General features: G+C 70.2%; 18 protein-coding genes and 1 pseudogene. 13 read left to right on the top strand and 6 right to left on the bottom strand.

The genetic code is table 11. The annotated features are described in order from the left end of the window. Positions 1–175: 175 nt before the first annotated feature. Positions 176–2053, bottom strand: coding sequence for an ABC-F family ATP-binding cassette domain-containing protein (locus tag ACP2AD_RS12760; RefSeq protein ID WP_425230422.1), 1878 nt, complete (start codon positions 2051–2053; stop codon positions 176–178). Between the two features lie 102 nt (positions 2054–2155). Between ACP2AD_RS12760 and ACP2AD_RS12755 the strand changes: the two genes are divergently transcribed. From ACP2AD_RS12755 to ACP2AD_RS12735, 5 genes and pseudogenes are all read left to right on the top strand, one after another. Then, positions 2156–3439 carry an MFS transporter gene (locus tag ACP2AD_RS12755; protein ID WP_425230421.1) on the top strand — a complete coding sequence of 428 codons (1284 nt, stop codon included), beginning with the start codon at positions 2156–2158 and terminating at the stop codon, positions 3437–3439. 127 nt (positions 3440–3566) lie between these two features. After that, positions 3567–3779, top strand: coding sequence for a hypothetical protein (locus tag ACP2AD_RS12750; RefSeq protein ID WP_425230420.1), 213 nt, complete (start codon positions 3567–3569; stop codon positions 3777–3779). A 69-nt stretch (positions 3780–3848) separates the two neighbouring features. Continuing rightward, positions 3849–4127, top strand: a pseudogene (locus ACP2AD_RS12745) (response regulator); the annotation flags it as partial. A gap of 118 nt (positions 4128–4245) precedes the next feature. Beyond that, entirely contained in the window at positions 4246–4548 is a 303-nt protein-coding gene (locus ACP2AD_RS12740) for a winged helix-turn-helix domain-containing protein (RefSeq protein ID WP_425230419.1), read from the top strand. Between the two features lies 1 nt (position 4549). Continuing rightward, on the top strand, positions 4550–5881 hold the full coding sequence (locus ACP2AD_RS12735) for a sensor histidine kinase (protein WP_425230418.1): 1332 nt from the start codon (positions 4550–4552) through the stop codon (positions 5879–5881). Here the strand turns inward: ACP2AD_RS12735 and ACP2AD_RS12730 are convergent. From ACP2AD_RS12730 to ACP2AD_RS12715, 4 genes are all read right to left on the bottom strand, one after another. Beyond that, a complete protein-coding gene (locus ACP2AD_RS12730; protein ID WP_425230417.1) occupies positions 5878–6162 on the bottom strand; it encodes a hypothetical protein in 285 nt (94 codons plus the stop codon). The genes ACP2AD_RS12735 and ACP2AD_RS12730 overlap by 4 nt on opposite strands. 78 nt (positions 6163–6240) lie before the next feature. Then, entirely contained in the window at positions 6241–6792 is a 552-nt protein-coding gene (locus tag ACP2AD_RS12725; RefSeq protein WP_425230416.1) for a fasciclin domain-containing protein, read from the bottom strand. Positions 6793–6868: 76 nt separating this feature from the next. Further along, positions 6869–7570 carry an anti-sigma factor gene (locus tag ACP2AD_RS12720; RefSeq protein ID WP_425230415.1) on the bottom strand — a complete coding sequence of 234 codons (702 nt, stop codon included), beginning with the start codon at positions 7568–7570 and terminating at the stop codon, positions 6869–6871. Next, positions 7567–8139 (bottom strand): sigma-70 family RNA polymerase sigma factor, encoded by a 573-nt coding sequence (locus ACP2AD_RS12715; protein WP_425230414.1) that lies wholly within the window; start codon positions 8137–8139, stop codon positions 7567–7569. The genes ACP2AD_RS12720 and ACP2AD_RS12715 overlap by 4 nt, the downstream gene beginning before the upstream one ends. Positions 8140–8203: 64 nt before the next feature. On the opposite strand from ACP2AD_RS12715, the gene ACP2AD_RS12710 reads away from it, so the two are divergent. The 5 genes from ACP2AD_RS12710 (at position 8204) to ACP2AD_RS12690 (ending at position 12039) form a co-directional block, all read left to right on the top strand. Continuing rightward, on the top strand, positions 8204–8527 hold the full coding sequence (locus tag ACP2AD_RS12710) for a cyclase family protein (protein WP_425230413.1): 324 nt from the start codon (positions 8204–8206) through the stop codon (positions 8525–8527). Between the two features lie 275 nt (positions 8528–8802). Then, positions 8803–9888: an alpha/beta hydrolase gene (locus tag ACP2AD_RS12705; protein WP_425230412.1), complete on the top strand. Its 1086-nt coding sequence runs from the start codon at positions 8803–8805 to the stop codon at positions 9886–9888. An 18-nt stretch (positions 9889–9906) separates the two neighbouring features. Further along, positions 9907–10389 carry a DUF4142 domain-containing protein gene (locus ACP2AD_RS12700; protein ID WP_425230411.1) on the top strand — a complete coding sequence of 161 codons (483 nt, stop codon included), beginning with the start codon at positions 9907–9909 and terminating at the stop codon, positions 10387–10389. A 120-nt stretch (positions 10390–10509) separates the two neighbouring features. Beyond that, complete coding sequence (locus tag ACP2AD_RS12695) at positions 10510–11391, top strand: DUF2171 domain-containing protein (protein ID WP_425230410.1); 882 nt, start codon at positions 10510–10512, stop codon at positions 11389–11391. Positions 11392–11460: 69 nt separating this feature from the next. After that, complete coding sequence (locus ACP2AD_RS12690) at positions 11461–12039, top strand: PRC-barrel domain containing protein (protein ID WP_425230409.1); 579 nt, start codon at positions 11461–11463, stop codon at positions 12037–12039. 12 nt (positions 12040–12051) lie between these two features. Here ACP2AD_RS12690 and ACP2AD_RS12685 read toward each other — a convergent pair whose 3' ends face one another. Further along, positions 12052–12363, bottom strand: coding sequence for a DUF6496 domain-containing protein (locus tag ACP2AD_RS12685; RefSeq protein ID WP_425230408.1), 312 nt, complete (start codon positions 12361–12363; stop codon positions 12052–12054). A gap of 167 nt (positions 12364–12530) precedes the next feature. On the opposite strand from ACP2AD_RS12685, the gene ACP2AD_RS12680 reads away from it, so the two are divergent. Genes ACP2AD_RS12680 through ACP2AD_RS12670 form a run of 3 tightly spaced genes read left to right on the top strand, consistent with a single transcriptional unit; the run spans position 12531 to position 15659 of the window. Then, positions 12531–13175 carry a DUF47 domain-containing protein gene (locus tag ACP2AD_RS12680; protein WP_425230407.1) on the top strand — a complete coding sequence of 215 codons (645 nt, stop codon included), beginning with the start codon at positions 12531–12533 and terminating at the stop codon, positions 13173–13175. A gap of 30 nt (positions 13176–13205) precedes the next feature. Continuing rightward, positions 13206–14204, top strand: coding sequence for an anion permease (locus ACP2AD_RS12675; protein WP_425230406.1), 999 nt, complete (start codon positions 13206–13208; stop codon positions 14202–14204). A 60-nt stretch (positions 14205–14264) separates the two neighbouring features. Beyond that, positions 14265–15659: an RNB domain-containing ribonuclease gene (locus ACP2AD_RS12670; RefSeq protein ID WP_425230405.1), complete on the top strand. Its 1395-nt coding sequence runs from the start codon at positions 14265–14267 to the stop codon at positions 15657–15659. The last annotated feature ends 44 nt before the right edge of the window (positions 15660–15703 follow it).

The following is a 15703-nucleotide window of genomic DNA, read 5'->3' as shown; positions in this document are numbered from 1 at the left end:
CGGCTTCAGCCGAGCTTCGACGACGCGGCTTCGCCGCGGCGCCCTTTGTCACCAGCGGGCCAAGTGCGCTTCGATCAGGCGGGACGCCAGACAGGCCGCCGCCGGGCGTGGCGCCAGCGTTCCGCGTGGTTGCTGAACAAGTTCAGCATGACAAAGGCGCGGCCCTGTTCGTCAGCTACGCCGCCAGCCGCTCCATCGCCTCGCTCGCCGCCATCCACTCGCCCTCCCGCGCCCCGATACGCGCCTCCAGCTCGGCGCGGCGCTGCATCAGCTCGGTCATCGTCAGCTTCGCAAGCGCCGTATCCGCGCCGGCCGGATCGAACATCGCGCGGTCGATCGCGCTGCGCTGCGCGGTCAGGGTCGCCAGCGCCGCTTCGGCCGCGCGTGCCTGCTTGGCCAGCGCGGTCCGCGCCTCGCGCGCCTCCGCCGCCGCGCGCCGGGCCGCCTTACGGTCCTCGCCCGACGGCTTCGCTTCGCCGACGTCCTTGGCGAGCACCAGCTTGACATAATCGTCGACGGTGCCGTCGAACTCACCCGCGCCGCCGCGGTCGACCAGCACCAGCCGGTCCGCGACCGCCTCGATCATGTGGCGGTCGTGGCTGACGATCACCACCGCGCCCTCGTACCCCGCGAGCGCCTGGACCAGCGCCTCGCGCGTGTCGACGTCGAGGTGGTTGGTCGGCTCGTCCAGGATCAGCAGGTGCGGCGCGTCGCGCGTGATCAGCGCGAGCGCGAGGCGCGCGCGCTCACCGCCCGACAGCCGTCCGACCTCGGTCGTCGCCTTGGCGCCGGAGAAGCCGAACCGGCCGAGCTGTGCGCGCACCGCGCCCGGCGTGCTGCCGCGCATCAGCGACGTCATATGCGCCAGCGGGGTTTCGTCGGGGGTCAGCTCCTCGACCTGATACTGGGTGAAATAGCCGACCCGCATCTTCCCCGACGCCGCCATAGCACCGTCCATCGGCTTCAGCTGCGCTGCGAGCAGGCGGGCGAGCGTGGTCTTGCCGTTGCCGTTGCGCCCGAGCAGCGCGATGCGATCGTCGGGATCGAGGCGCAGGTTCAGCCGCTTGAGCACCGCCGTGTCGCCATAGCCCACCGATGCCTGGTCGAGCGTGATCAGCGGCGGCCGCAGCGGCTCGGGCGAGGGAAAGTCGAAGGTCAGCGACGGATCGTCGACCAGCTCCGCGATCGGCGTCATCCGCGCCAGCGCCTTGGCGCGGCTCTGCGCCTGCTTGGCGGTCGACGCGCGCGCGGAATTGCGGGCGATATAGTCCTGCAGCTTCTCGCGCTCCGCCTGCTGCTTCGTGCGCGCGGAGGCGAGCTGCGCCTGCCGCTCGGCGCGCTGGCGCTCAAAGGCGTCGTAGCCGCCGGGGTAGAGCGTCAGCTTGCCGCGCTCCAAGTGGAGGATGTGGTCGACGACGGTGTTGAGGAAGTCGCGCTCGTGGCTGACCACCACCACCGTCGCTGGATAAGCACGCAGGAAGTCCTCCAGCCACATCACCGCCTCCAGGTCGAGGTGGTTGGAGGGCTCGTCGAGGAGCAGCAGGTCGGGCTGCGAGAACAGCAGCGAGGCGAGCGCGACACGCATCCGCCAGCCGCCCGAAAAGCTGTCGAGCGGGCGGGCCTGCGCCGCCTCGTCGAAGCCCAGCCCGACCAGGATGCGCGCCGCGCGGGCGGGCGCGGCATGGGCGTCGATGGCGAGCAGGCGTTCGTGAATGGTCGCAAGGCGGTCTGGGTCGGCATGGCCGTCTTCCAGCTTCTCGCTCTCGGCGAGCAGCGCGGCGCGTTCGGTATCCGCCGCCAGCACCGTTGCGAACGGCGTCGCCGCGCCGGCGGGGGCGTCCTGCGCAATATAGCCGATGCGGGCGCCGCGCGGCATCGCCGCTTCGCCGGAGTCGGGTTCCAGCTGGCCGGCGATGACCTTGACCAGCGTCGTCTTGCCCGCGCCATTACGGCCGATCAGCCCGATCCGGCTGCGCGGCGGCAGGCGCGCGGAGGCGGCGTCGAGGATCGTGCGCCCGCCGAGGCGGACCGTGACGTCGGAAAGGTTGAGCATCGGGCGCCTCTACCGCCCGCTTGCGCTTCCGTCACCCCGCGCTTGCGGCGGGACTTGACCATCGAGCTTGCGCGTCGGAGTCCGCTGTCGAGGGAGAGGGCAATGGCAGCGACAGAATTATCCACCGCCGACCGCGCGCGGGCGATCGTTGCTGGGTCGGCGGGCAACCTGATCGAATGGTACGATTTTTACGCCTACGCCTTTACTGCCCTCTACTTCAGCCACGCCTTCTTCCCTGCCGCCGACCGCACCGCGCAGCTGCTCGGCACCTCGGGCATCTTCGCGGTTGGCTTCCTGTTCAGGCCACTCGGCGCCTGGTATTTCGGGCGCTATGCCGACCGGCATGGACGGCGGCGAGCGACGGTGGCGTCGGTGCTGATGATGGGCGCCGGATCGGCGGCCATCGCGGTGCTGCCCACCCACGCGACGCTCGGCACCGCCGCACCGATGCTGCTGCTGCTCGCGCGCATCGTGCAGGGGTTTTCCACCGGCGGGCAGTACGGGACAGCGGCGACCTATCTCAGCGAGATCGCGTTTGCGGGGCGGCGCGGCTTTTGGGCGTCGTTCCAGTATGTCACGCTGATCGGCGGCCAGCTGCTCGCGCTGCTCGTCATCCTGCTCCTCCAGCAGGTGCTGCCCGATGCGGCGCTGAAAGCTTGGGGTTGGCGCATCCCGTTTGCGATCGGCGCGCTGGCGGCGCTGGGCGTGTTGTCGCTCCGCCGCCTGATGCACGAGACCGGCGGCGACCGCGGCGGGCGGGCGGGGACCATCGCCGGGTTGCGGCCGCATTGGCGTGCGTTCGCGATCGTGCTGTGCCTGTCCGCGGGCGGGTCGCTCTTCTTCTACATCTTCACGACCTACATGCAGAAATACCTGGTCAATACGGCGCATCTGGACCCGAAGGCGGCGAATTGGGTGATGACCGCGGTGCTGGTGCCGTTCGCCTTGATGCAGCCGCTGTGGGGCGCGCTGTCCGACCGCTGGGGGCGCAAGGCCAACATCGTCGCCTCGTTCGCGCTTGCGACGCTGACGGTGGTGCCGCTGATGACGTGGCTGGGGCGGGTGCAGAGCACAGGCGCGGCGTTCGCGCTGGTGCTGGCGGCGCTGACGATCAATGCGATCTACACCTCGGTCGGCGGGCTGTTCAAGGCGGAGCTGTTCCCGATCGAAGTCCGCGCGCTCGGCGTCGGCCTGGCCTACGGGGTCGGCAATGCGCTGTTCGGCGGCACGGCGGAATACGTCGCCCTGTCGTTCAAGCAGGCGGGGCGGGAGAGCGGTTTTTTCTGGTACGCGACCACTGTTTGCGGGGTGGCGCTGATTGCCGGGCTGATGATGCGCGACGTGCGTGGCCATGATCCGCTGGCGGATGCGCCGCCGTTCGAATGAGACGTGGCAAGGGTGCAACGGGGTCGCGGCATCCCGCAGCGTCGCGCTGGACTTCCGAGCAGGGTGTCCGGTAATAACTTCCCATTCCTTGCATCCATATCGGGCCGTTGGACGTAGCTTGCCGCCAATGCCGCCCGATCACGCTCTTCAGGCCGAGGCGCTCGCCATTATCCGCGACCATGGCGACGACGCCGCGCGGTGGGTGGCGGAGCGCACCATCGCGCTCAATCTGGTGGGGCATCGCGAGGGGGTACATCGCTATCGCCGCATCGCCGCGCTGATCGAGGAGATGCGCGGGGGCGCCGCCGCCAGCGAGGCGGACGAACCGATGCGCGCATAACCGGCTTTGTCACCGGCCCCGCGGTGACGGCCGCGCAATAAGGACGACGAACGGGGCAGGGGGGCGCCGGTGCATGTGCTGCTGATCGAGGACGATGCACTGACCGCCGTCGCAATCGCCGAATGTCTGCAACACGACGGCATAACGGTGACGCGCGTCGGCGACGCCGAGACCGGTGTCCGGATCGCGGGGCAGGCGGGGGTTGATGTGGTCATAATGGACCGGATGCTGCCCGGATTGGACGGCGTGGCGGCGATCACGCGGCTGCGGCAGGCGGGTGTCGAGAAGCCCATCCTGATGCTGTCCGCGCTCGGGCGGTCGGAGGAGCGGGTCGAGGGGCTGAACGGCGGCGCCGACGACTATCTCGCCAAGCCGTTCGAGCCGAGCGAGCTGGTCGCCCGTATCCGGGCGCTGCACCGGCGGGCGGGGGCGATCGCCAACCAGCCCATCCTGATCCACGGCGACATTGAACTCAACGTCCGCGCGTACGGCGCATCGCGCCGGACGCCATCTGGGGCTCAGCCCCAAGGAGTTCGAGCTGCTCAAATATCTAATGGAAAACGCCGGCGAAGTGGTGACGCGCCAGATGCTGCTGCTCCACGTCTGGAAGCTGTCGTTCGATCCGCAGACCAACGTCATCGACGTCAACCTCGTCCGGTTGCGGCGCAAACTGGAAGACGGCGCGGCCCCGTCCTGTCTGGAGACTGTGCGCGGGACCGGCTACCGTCTGCGTGCGGTGCCGGAGGCTCTGCACAGCCCCGTGATGTGAGATGAGCTTCTTCCGCTCGATCGCGGTGCGACAGGCGGCGCTGACGGCGGCGGTGGTGCTCGCGGCGGTGCTCGCCTTTGCGGTCGCGGCGCTGATCACGGTGGCGCGCGCGATGGAGGCGGACACACTGCACACGATCGACACCGATCTGGCGGGACTGGTCGACGTCGCGGTGCAGGGCGGCGCGACCGGGCTGAAGAAGCGCATCGACGATCGGCTGGATGTGGTCAGCAAATCGGATGCGCAGGCGCACTACCTGCTGCTCGATGCGCAGGGCTATTATCTGACCGGCAATCTGCGCCCGCCGGTGGCGGTCGACCCGGCGCGCTCCGCGGCGGCGCGCGTCGTATCGGACGGCGAGCCGTTGCTGGTGCGGGCAACGCGGCTGAGGGGTGGGCTGACCCTCTATGTCGGGCGCAGCCTGGCGCCAGCCGCACGGGTCAACGCGGCGCTGCGCATCAGGCTCGCCTGGGCGGGCGCGGCGGCGCTGCTGGGCGCGTTGGCGTTCGGGCTGCTGACCGCGCGCCGGCTAGCCGAGCGGGTGGCGCGGATCAACGCGGTGTTTCGCCGGTTTCAGGGCGGCGACAGCGACGCTCGGGTCAATGCGCGTGACGGCGACGAGTTCGGGCGGTTGGCGGGGCATGTCCACGCCCATCTGGCCCAGATCGCGCAACTGCTGGCGGTGCAGCGCGAGATCAGCGCCAACATCGCGCATGAGCTGCGCACGCCGCTCGCACATCTCGATACCCGGCTGCGGCATGTGCTGGCGCTTGCGCCGGACGTGGGGATGCAGACGGAGCTGTACGCGGCGCGCGACGATATCCGCTCGATCGTTTCGCTGTTCGACGCGCTGCTCGACATCGCGCTGGGCGAAGCGCTCGATCCGACGCAGCGCGGCGTGGTCGATCTGTCGGAGGTCGCTGCCGACCTCGCCGACCTCTATGCGGCGAGTGCGGAGGAGCGCGGGCTCGACTTCGCCGCGCGGATCGCCCCAAACGTGACGATGCGCGGCGAGCGGATGCAGCTGACCCGGCTGATCGCCAACCTGCTCGATAACGCCTGCAAGTTCGTGCCGGCGGGCGAGCGGGTGCGGCTGGTGGTCGCGGCGGGGCCGGTCATCACCGTCGAGGATTCGGGCCCGGGCGTGCCGGCCGCCGACCGCGAGCTGATCTTCCGCCGCTTCGGCCGGGCGCAGTCGCGCGCGCCGGGTCACGGGCTGGGACTGGCGCTGGTGCGGGTGATCGCGACGCGGCACGGGTTGGCGACGCGGGTGGAGGACGCCGGGCCGGGGGCACGATTCGTGGTGGCGCCGCCGCAGGCGCGCCTGCGCTAGCGTCGCGCCGCCGCCTGCCGCGTCATGAAGTCGAGCGCGCCGGGGCGGTCGAGCCTGCCCAGCAGCGCATGGATCGCGGCGCCCTCGAAGCGATAGGGCGCCGCATGCCGATCGGGCAGCGAGATGAAATGCCGGTCGAGTTCCGCCGGCGGCAGATCGTTCGCCAGCTCGACGACGCGGTGCAGCGGCCCTTCGGCGACGATCGCACGACCGCCGTCATGGATGCTCGCATCGGTAGTGCGGATCAGCGCGGCGTGGTCGCGCCAGGGAATGGGGGACACAGCAATCCGCCTCTCGGTGGGGAGAGTTGAGGAAACGGTCGAAGCGGGGGAGCCGTCACGGCTCCCCCGTCCGGACATTCAGGGCATCAACACCGTGTCGACGACGTGGATGACGCCATTCGACTGCATGACGTCCTTGGTCGTCACCATCGATGTGCCGCCATGTGCGTCGGTCAGCACCAGCCGCCCGCCCGCCATCATCGCCGTCAGCGGCTCACCCTGCACCGTGGTCAGCGTCGCATGGCCATGCCCGGCGCGAATCGCGCGCGCGATATCGGCCGAAGTCATGCGACCCGCCACGACGTGATAGGTCAGGATACCGGTCAGCTGCGCCTTGTTCTCGGGCCGGACCAGCGTGTCGACGGTGCCGGCCGGCAGCTTCGCGAAGGCGGCGTTGGTCGGCGCGAAGACGGTGAACGGCCCGGCGCTGTTGAGCGTGTCGACCAGTCCGGCGGCTTGCACCGCGGCGACCAGCGTGGTGTGGTCATGCGAGTTGACGGCGTTCTGGACGATCGTCTTGTTGGCGTACATCGCCGCGCCGCCGACCATCGGGTTGCCCCGGGCGTAGACGGCGGCGCCGGTGCCGGCGAGCAAGAGGGCGGCGGCAAGAGCGGGACGGAAAGTCGGCATCGCAAAGATCTCCTTTGGCGGCGCCGCTTGATCGGGCGCTGCGGGAGATACGGGACGGATGCGCCCGCGGATGCACCTAGGCGGTGGCGAGCGCGCCTTTCGCCACCACCGGCCCGGTCGGGAGCCCGGTCGGCGACCCGCCGAGCGGCTCGATCGACACCGCCAGGACCGCCGCAGGGCCCAGCCGGGCGCGGTCGGCAGGCGCGACGGTGAGCGCGGTCTGGGCGCCATCGCGGAGCAGCCCGAGCGAATGAGGCACGCCGTCGCCGCCGATCACCCACAGCTCGGCGGCGTGACGGGTATCGGCCAGCGCCGCCGCGGTCAGCCGCAGCGTTCCCGCGCGGGCGTCGTAGATCGCGCTGAGCGGCTCGCCCGCCCCGGTCGGCACGATCGCGGCTGCTAGCTGGGATGCAGGCTGGACCGGCGGCGCCAATGCCGCGGGCCGCAGCAGCAGCACGAGCAGGATCGCGGCGGCGAGACTGGTCAGCGCCGCAACCGCCGGCCACAGCCGCCCGCGTGACGCCGCAACGGGGAAGCGCCCGTCAAGGCTGGCCTCGATCCGCGGCAGCAGCGTCTCGCCCGGTTCCGTCTCGGGAAATTGCGCAAACAGGGCGGCGAAGTGCCGGCGCCAGCCTTCGACCTCTGCGGCAAAGCCAGCTTCGGCCAGCACGCGGCGCAGCGCCGCCGCGCGCTCGGCGCCGTCCAGCAGCCCCAGCGCCAGCTCGGCCGCTGCCGCCTCATCGGCAGCCGGGGACAGATCGGGTGCGTCGTCGCTCATTCGGCCAAGCACCGTTTCAGCGCGATCAACCCGCGACGCACCCAGCTTTTCATCGTTCCCAGCGGTACATCCTCCCGCTCGGCCAGCTCTGCATAGGTGACGCCGTCGAAAAAGGCGACGCGGATCGCCGCTTGCTGACGCGCCTCCAGCCCGCGAAGGCAGCCGTGCAGCCGCGCCGCCTCACCCGCTTCCTCCAGCATGTCGCTCGCCAACGGCGCCGGATCGGCGATGTCGGGCAGGTCGTCGACTGCCGTGAACCGCCTTCCACCCTGAGCCCCGATCTGCGCCCGGCGCCAGTCGATCGCCCGGTTGCGCGCGATCGTCGCCAGCCAGGTGATCGGGCTGGCGCGCCCGGGCTCGAATGCCCCCGCCCGCCGCCACACCGTCAGATAGACCTCGTGCAACACGTCCTCCGCCGCCTCGCGTTCCCCGCAGATACGTAGGCAGATGCCGAAAAGCTTCGCGGCGGAAAGACTATACAGGCGGCGGAACGCCTCGCGGTCCTCGGCCCCGGTGGCGACCAGCGCCTCGGTAAGCCGCACACGGGCGAGATCGGCGGATGCTGTCACGGAGGCCGGGCTAGCAAAGCATTGTGATTGCGACAATGCTGTGCAGCATGGCGGAGGAGAGGATATGGCCGGGCGGCTGATCGACCTGCCGGTGACGATCGAGAATGACGTGCCCGCCGATCCGCCCGGCGCCGGACCGCAGATCGCCTATCATGCGCACCGCGATACGGTTGCCGAGCTGGCGGCGTCTTTTGCCGGGCTGACCGCGGCGGACCTGCCCGACGGGGAAGGCTGGGCGGTGGAGCGGGCCCAGCTGTCGACCCACAACGGCACGCACATCGATGCGCCGTATCACTACGCGTCGACACAGGACGGCGCCTTGCCCGGCGGGACGCGCCCTTTATCCATACCGCGCGGCGCTGGGCGGCCACGCGCGACGCATCGCTGATCTGGGAAGGGCACAAGGCAGGGCGGGCGATCGGCTACTGCCAGCTGGGAAAGCTCGCCAAACTCGACCAGCTGCCGCCGGCCGGATTCGATGTGCTGTGCTTCCCGGTCAAGCTGCGCGCGGCATCGGCCGGATGGAGCCGCGTCATGGGCGGCGGTGAAGGACTGACTTGGCGTCAAACACTTAACCTAGGTGAACAGCATACCCGATCGGCGGAACGCTTGCGGCGCTGCACGGTTCAGTCGTCGTCCGTACTGTTCATCCGAGGTTTATCTATGAAGCGTCGCCTGCTCTCAATTGCATTGCTGCTTGGCGTCGCCGCCCCGGTTCTCGCCCAATCGACCAATTCGCTGAACGCGCCGCCGCCGCCGCATCCCGCGATGCGCGCACCGTTGCCGCCGCGCCCCGCAACGGACATGCAGGCGGTGCTCGATCAGCAGGCGGCGTTGGGCGCGCGGCCGATCGAGACGCTGACCCCGGTGCAGGCGCGCCTGCAGCCGAGCCCCGCCGACGCCGTCAAGGCGGTGATGCGCCGGCGCGGTATGTCGACCGCACCCGATCTCGCGGTCGTCACCCGGGACCTGCCCTATGGCAGCGACCCGATGCAGTATGCCCGCATCTACAAGCCTGACGCACCGGCCGGCGCCGGGCCGATGCCGGTGGTCGTCTATTTCCACGGCGGCGGCTGGGTGATTGCCGACGTCAACACCTATGATGCGACGCCGCGGCTGATGGCGAAGCAGCTCGGCGCAATCGTGGTGTCGGTCGAATATCGCCACGCGCCCGAGTTCAAGTTTCCCGCCCAGCACGACGATGCTGCCGCCGCCTATCGCTGGGTGCTGGACAATGCGGCCAGTTGGGGCGGCGACCCGGCCAGGCTGGCGCTGGCAGGCGAAAGTGCGGGCGGCAACCTGGCGGTCGCGACCGCGATCTATGCGCGTGACAACCGGCTTACGGCGCCGCTGCACGTGCTCGCCGTCTATCCTATCGCCAACAGCACGCCGACGCTGCCGTCGCGGACCGACGCGGCGCTGGCCAAGCCGCTCAACACGCCGATGCTGCGCTGGTTCGCCTACTACTATCAGACCACCGGCACGGAGGGCAGCGATCCGCGGCTCAACCTGGTCGCCGCCGACCTGCGCGATCTGCCGCCGACGACGATCGTCAATGCGCGGATCGATCCGTTGCGGTCGGACGGCGAGACGCTGGCGGCGGCGATGCGCAGCGCCGGCGACCGCGTCGAACAGCGCACCTTTCCGGGCGTGACGCACGAGTTCTTCGGCATGGGGCCGGTCGTGCGCGGCGCGTCCGATGCCGAGAATTACGCGATCGCGCGCCTGCGCACCGCCTTTACCCGCTGACCCTCAGGAGTGATGACCATGAAGCTTTCCTTCCTCGCCGCACCCGCCGTCCTGCTCGCCGCGGCGCCGCTTATGGCGCAGGCGATGAGCCCCGCCGATTACGTCAAGACCGCGGGCGCGAGCGACCTGTACGAGCGCACCTCTTCGCAGGTCGTCCTCCAGACCACCCGCGATCCGCGCATCCGCGCCTTTGCGCAGATGATGCTGACCGATCACGCCAAGAGCACCAACGACGTGAAGCACGCGGCGATGGCGTCGCATGTCCGGCCGATGCCGCCGGTGCTGACGCCCGCGCAGGCCGAGATGGTGGCACAGCTGCGTGCCGAGCAGGGCGCCGCGCGCGATGCCGCCTATGTCGCGCAGCAACGGGCTTCGCATGATCAGGCGCTGGCGGTGCAGCAGGCCTATGCCGCCGACGGCACGGCGCCCGCGCTGCGCCGCGTCGCCGGCACAATCGTTCCGGTGGTGCAGCACCACATCCAGATGCTGATGCAGATGTAACGCTCGGCGCGGACGCCACGGCGGGTGGAGCCAGGGGGGTACCCGGAACCGCCTCTGCCCGCGACCCGTTCGCTACCCATCATAACGACCGGGCTCCTCGCCCGGGTAGAGGAGAGTCTCATGGTGGATACCAGCAGCATTCAGCCGCACATGCCGGTGATCGGCTCGGACGGAGCGCATGTCGGCACCGTCGACGCGGTCGAAGGCGATCGCATCAAGCTGACCAAGACCGATTCGCGCGACGGCTCGCATCATTTCATCCCGCTGACCTCGGTCGCGCGCGTCGACGAGCAGGTTCACCTGTCGATCCCGGCGATCTCCGCGATCCCGGGCGGCGCAGGACCGGCCGCGGGCGCCGCCGCGGCGACGGGAGCGGGGCTGGGCGCAATCCCCGATCCGCTCCCCGCAACGCTCAACCGCGCGGTCGACGGGGCGACACCGCGTCGCAATTTCTATCTGCCCTGGATCGTCGGCCTGATCGGCCTGCTGCTGCTTCTGCTCCTGCTTACCAAGGCCTGCGGGCATCATGACGAGGCGACGACGACCACGACGACCGCCACCAACAGCGAGGTCGTCGCGCAGACGCCGAACGCGCCGAACGCAGCGGCGCTCGGGGTATCGGGACTGGGCACGTATCTGGGCGGAGCGGAGGCGACGCCGCGGACCTTCACCTTCGAACAGGTCAATTTCGACACCGCCAGAAGCGACATACGCGCCGCCGATCAGGCGGAGGTGCAGCAGGTCGCCGATGTGCTGAAGCAATATGGCAACGCCAAGATCAGGATCGCGGGCTATGCCGACAGCCGCGGCTCCGATCCCGCCAACCAGCGGCTGGGCCAGGCGCGGGCGGACGCGGTCAAGGCGGCGCTGGTCGCCAAGGGCATCGCCGCAGACCGGATCGCGACCGCGAGCGGCGGTGAGACCGCGCCTGTCGACACCAACGCTACGGCGGGCGGCCGTTTCCAGAACCGCCGTACCGAGCTGGTGGTCGTCTCTCGCTAGATCGCGTGACTGCATCGAGCGCCGCGTCCGGGCTACCGGGCGCGGCGTTCGCCTTTGAAGGGCACACCCATGACCACCGCCGACCTGGCCGGATGGATCGCGCTGGTCGCGACTACCATCGCCGCGGTGATGACCGCGGCCAATCTGGGGGCGCGGATCACCGGCTTCGGCTTCATCGTCTTCACCGTCGGATCGCTGAGCTGGGTCACGGTGGCGCTCGGCAAGGGCGACCAGCCGCAGCTGCTTTATTCAAACATCTTCCTCACCGGCGTGAACCTGATCGGCATCTGGCGCTGGCTGGGGCGGCAGGCGCGCTATGACGAGGGTGGCGCGGTCGCTGCGCGGCGCAGTGCGGCCGCGCAGGCGCCGACGCTGTTCGCAGGCGGCGCGCTGATCGGCGCGCCGCTGACCGGGCAGGGCGATGCAAAGCTGGGGCAGGTGGTCGAAGCGATGATGCGCTGCGACGGCGCGGCGCTCGCCTATCTGGTGGTCAGTGAGGGCGGCGTCGGCGGTGTTGGCGAACGCCTCCACGCACTCGCGCCCGAGGGGCTGCGGTTCGGGCATGACGGCGTGACGTGCGGTCTCACCGCCGCGGCGCTGGCGGCCCTGCCGGTGCTGGAGAAGGAAGGCTGGCCGGCATCGGCGTGAGACGCCTTTGCGCTACTTCACTGCGCGCGCCAGCTCCGCCTTGCTCATCTTCGACCGGCCAGCGACCTGCTGCAGCTTCGCCTTCCCGTACAGCGCCGCCCGTGTTGGTCCGTCGCCGCGCTCCTGCCGCCGGGTGTGCGCCACGCGCCTGCGGTTCTCGGCCGGCGAGACCCGGTTCGATTCGCCCGCTTCGCTCAGCGCGATCGCGATCGCCTGGCCGCGGCTCGTCACCTTGTCGCCGCTGCCGGACCTCAGCGTCCCGTCCTTGAACTCGTGCATCACGCGCTCGACGGTCGCGTCCTGGCCCTTCGTCGTCTTCGCCATCGGTTCGTCTCCGGTCGGCACAACCGCCGGACGGGCGCCGCGTTCCCGCGTCATCAACTTGTAACACTCCGGGGCGATGCCTCGTCACGCGGCAATGAAGAATCGCCGCTGCCCGGCGATGCGCCGTCGCGCGCGTCCGCTTGCCGTCACGAAGGAGTTCCCCGCCGATGCTGGGCTGGTTCCAGTCGCTCTTGCCCAAGCAGGGCCGCTTCTTCGACCAGTTCGAGGCGCATGCTCAGACGCTCGTCGCGGGCGCCGACGCGCTGGCGAAGCTGTTGTCGGGCGATGGCGACGGGGCGGCGCATGTCGCGCGGATCGTCGAGGAGGAACACCGCGCCGACGATCTGACCCGCGAGGTGCTGCAGGATGTCCGCCGCATCTTCGTGACGCCGTTCGACCGCAGCGCCATCTCCGAGCTGATCGGGGTGATGGATGACGCGATCGACCAGATCAACACCTTCGCCACCTCCGCCACGCTCTACGAGGTGACCCAGTTCGCCCCGCAGATGCGCGACATGGGCGGCGTCATCGTCGAGTCCGCGCGGGTCACCGCCGACGCGGTCCAGCTCCTGCGCAACATCGGCGCGAACGGCGGCAGGATTTCCGAGCTGACCGAACGCATGATCAAGCTGGAGGGGCAGGCGGACGACATCCATGTCGACGGGCTGAAGACGCTGTTCAAGACGGTCGGTCCAACCGATCCGATGCGCTTCGTGATCGAGCGGGAGCTCTACAACAGCCTGGAGCGCGTGGTCGACCGGTTCGAGGATGTCGCCAATGAGATCCAGGGCATCGTGATCGACCATGCCTGACGGTGGCGGCCTGGCCAACGGGCCTCGGCGATGATCGCCTTTCCCCTCCTGTGCGCGCTGGTCGGCGTGGCGCTGTTCTTCGACTTCCTGAACGGCCTGCACGACGCCGCGAACTCGATCGCCACCGTGGTGTCGACGCGGGTGCTGAAGCCGCAGCATGCGGTGCTGTGGGCGGCGTTCTTCAACTTCGCCGCCTATTGGCTGTTCGGGCTCAAGGTCGCCGACACGATCGGCAAGGGCATCATCGACGCCCACATCATCGATGCGACGGTGATCTTCGCCGCGCTGATCGGCGCGATCGTGTGGAACATCGCGACCTGGGTCCTCGGCATCCCCTCATCGAGCAGCCATGCGCTGATCGGCGGGCTGCTCGGCGCGGGTATCGCCAAGGTCGGGATCAGCGCGGTCGTCTGGACGGGCGTTTTCAAGACTGTCGGCGGTATCTTCTTCTCGCCGCCGGTCGGGTTCTTCATCGCACTGGCGCTGGTGCTGCTGGTCAGCTGGCTGGTGCGAAAACGCACGCCGCTGGCGGTCGATCGCCGCTTCCGTCATCTGCAGCTGATCTCGGCCGCGCTCTACTCGCTCGGACACGGCAGCAACGACGCGCAGAAGACGATGGGGATCATCGCGGTGCTGCTCTATTCGCAGGGACAGCTGGGCGGCGCGTTTCACGTGCCGACTTGGGTGGTGATCGCCTGCTACACGTCGATCGCGCTGGGCACGCTGTCGGGCGGATGGCGGATCGTCCACACGATGGGGTCGAAGATCACGCGGCTGACCCCGTTTCAGGGTTTCTGCGCGGAGACGGGCGGCGCGATCACGTTGTTCATGGCGACGTGGGGAGGGGTGCCGGTGTCGTCGACGCATACCATCACGGGCGCGATCATCGGCGTCGGCGCGGCGCGGCGCGCGTCGGCGGTACGCTGGAACATCGCCAGCAATCTGGTCGTCGCCTGGTTCCTGACGCTGCCCGCGGCGGGGCTGACGGCGGCGCTGACCTATTTCTTGACGAAGCTGGTCACTGGCTGACCACGGTCTGACCGCAGGCGTCTGTCGACGGGACCGGGGTGCAGCCGCTACGGTAGCCGGGTGAAGACGCTTCTCGACTCCCCCGCCGCGCTCGGCCCCGGTCTGGCGCAGCTGCGCGCCGAGTTTCAGGTTCCCGCCGCATTTCCTCCCGCGGTGATCGCGGCCGCCGACGCGGCGGTGCAGCGGGTGCCGGATGAGCATGTCGACCGCACCGACCTGCCGTTCGTCACGCTCGATCCCGCGGCCTCGACCGACCTCGATCAGGCATTCACGATCGAGGCGCTGGGGGCAAGTGGCGGCGCGGACCTGCTGCTCCGCTACGCGATCGCCGACGTCGCCTGGTTCGTGCGCGACGGCGACCCGCTCGACGTCGAAGCATGGGCGCGTGGCGAGACGCTGTACCTGCCCGACGGCAAGGCCCCGCTCTATCCGCCGCAGCTGAGCGAGGCGGCGGCCAGCCTGCTTCCCGGCGGCCCGCGCCCGGCGGTGGTGTTCGCGGTCCGCGTCGCCCCCGACGGAACCGCGACACTGGACGGCGTCGAACGCGCGCTGATCCGCAGCCGCGCCAAGCTGGCCTATGAAACGGTCGCGGACGCCGATCTGCCCGCCGGTTTCGTCGATTTCGCCGCGCGCGTCACCGCCGCCGAGGACCGGCGCGGCGCGGCGCGGGTCGACCCACCGGAACAGGAGGTCGCGCGGACGGCGGACGGCGGCTACACGCTGGCCTTCCGCCCGCTGCTGCCGGCGGAGGACCGTAACGCGGCGCTGTCGCTCGCGACCAACCTCGCCGTCGCCCAGGCTTTGCAGGCGCACGGCACCGGGCTGTTCCGCGTCATGGCCGCGCCCGACAACCGCGCGGTGGCGCGGCTCCGGCACAGCGCCGCGGCGCTGGGGCTCGACTGGTCACCGGCGCAGTCGCTCGCCGACTTCCAGCGTGGGCTGCGCGGCGACGTGCCGCGGGAAGCGGCGTTCATGGTCGCGATCCGGCGGGCGGGGCAGGGAGCCGGCTATGCCCCGTACCGCCCCGGCGTGATCCCGTGGCACGCCGCGGTGGCGGCGACCTATTGCCACGCCACCGCGCCGCTGCGGCGGCTCGCCGACCGCTACGTCGTGCAGGCGGCGCTGGCGGTCGCGAGCGGACGGGCCGTGCCCGACGGCGTCACGGCGGCGTTCGAGCGGCTGCCCGCCGTTATGGCGCGCGCCGACGCGCTGGCATCACGGGTGACCCGCGCGGTCGTCGACCTGGCGGAAGCGGTGGTGCTCGCGCCCGCAGCCGGGCAGACTTTCGCGGCGACGGTGACCGACGTGGACGACCACGGCGCGCGAATCCAGCTCGCCGACCCGGCAGTGGTGGCGCGGGTGCCGGACAAGGGGGTGGTGCCGGGGGCGTCGGTGACGGTGCGGCTGACCGACGCGGACCCGATCAGGCGGCAGGTCACGTTCGCGCTGATATAGGCACGCTCTCGCCCCGGTGAAGGTCGCGACCCGGCTACAGCGAG

The organism is Sphingomonas sp. (assembly GCF_965248875.1).
Lineage (GTDB): Bacteria > Pseudomonadota > Alphaproteobacteria > Sphingomonadales > Sphingomonadaceae > Sphingomonas.
This window is presented reverse-complemented; position numbering and strand designations above follow the sequence as displayed.

Coding starts and splice junctions, on each gene's coding strand:
- ACP2AD_RS12760 (WP_425230422.1), bottom strand. CDS start 2,053: ATGCTCAACCTTTCCGACGTCACGGTCCGCCTCGGCGGGCGCACGATC.
- ACP2AD_RS12755 (WP_425230421.1), top strand. CDS start 2,156: ATGGCAGCGACAGAATTATCCACCGCCGACCGCGCGCGGGCGATCGTT.
- ACP2AD_RS12750 (WP_425230420.1), top strand. CDS start 3,567: ATGCCGCCCGATCACGCTCTTCAGGCCGAGGCGCTCGCCATTATCCGC.
- ACP2AD_RS12735 (WP_425230418.1), top strand. CDS start 4,550: ATGAGCTTCTTCCGCTCGATCGCGGTGCGACAGGCGGCGCTGACGGCG.
- ACP2AD_RS12725 (WP_425230416.1), bottom strand. CDS start 6,792: ATGCCGACTTTCCGTCCCGCTCTTGCCGCCGCCCTCTTGCTCGCCGGC.
- ACP2AD_RS12720 (WP_425230415.1), bottom strand. CDS start 7,570: ATGAGCGACGACGCACCCGATCTGTCCCCGGCTGCCGATGAGGCGGCA.
- ACP2AD_RS12710 (WP_425230413.1), top strand. CDS start 8,204: ATGGCCGGGCGGCTGATCGACCTGCCGGTGACGATCGAGAATGACGTG.
- ACP2AD_RS12705 (WP_425230412.1), top strand. CDS start 8,803: ATGAAGCGTCGCCTGCTCTCAATTGCATTGCTGCTTGGCGTCGCCGCC.
- ACP2AD_RS12700 (WP_425230411.1), top strand. CDS start 9,907: ATGAAGCTTTCCTTCCTCGCCGCACCCGCCGTCCTGCTCGCCGCGGCG.
- ACP2AD_RS12695 (WP_425230410.1), top strand. CDS start 10,510: ATGGTGGATACCAGCAGCATTCAGCCGCACATGCCGGTGATCGGCTCG.
- ACP2AD_RS12690 (WP_425230409.1), top strand. CDS start 11,461: ATGACCACCGCCGACCTGGCCGGATGGATCGCGCTGGTCGCGACTACC.
- ACP2AD_RS12685 (WP_425230408.1), bottom strand. CDS start 12,363: ATGGCGAAGACGACGAAGGGCCAGGACGCGACCGTCGAGCGCGTGATG.
- ACP2AD_RS12680 (WP_425230407.1), top strand. CDS start 12,531: ATGCTGGGCTGGTTCCAGTCGCTCTTGCCCAAGCAGGGCCGCTTCTTC.
- ACP2AD_RS12675 (WP_425230406.1), top strand. CDS start 13,206: ATGATCGCCTTTCCCCTCCTGTGCGCGCTGGTCGGCGTGGCGCTGTTC.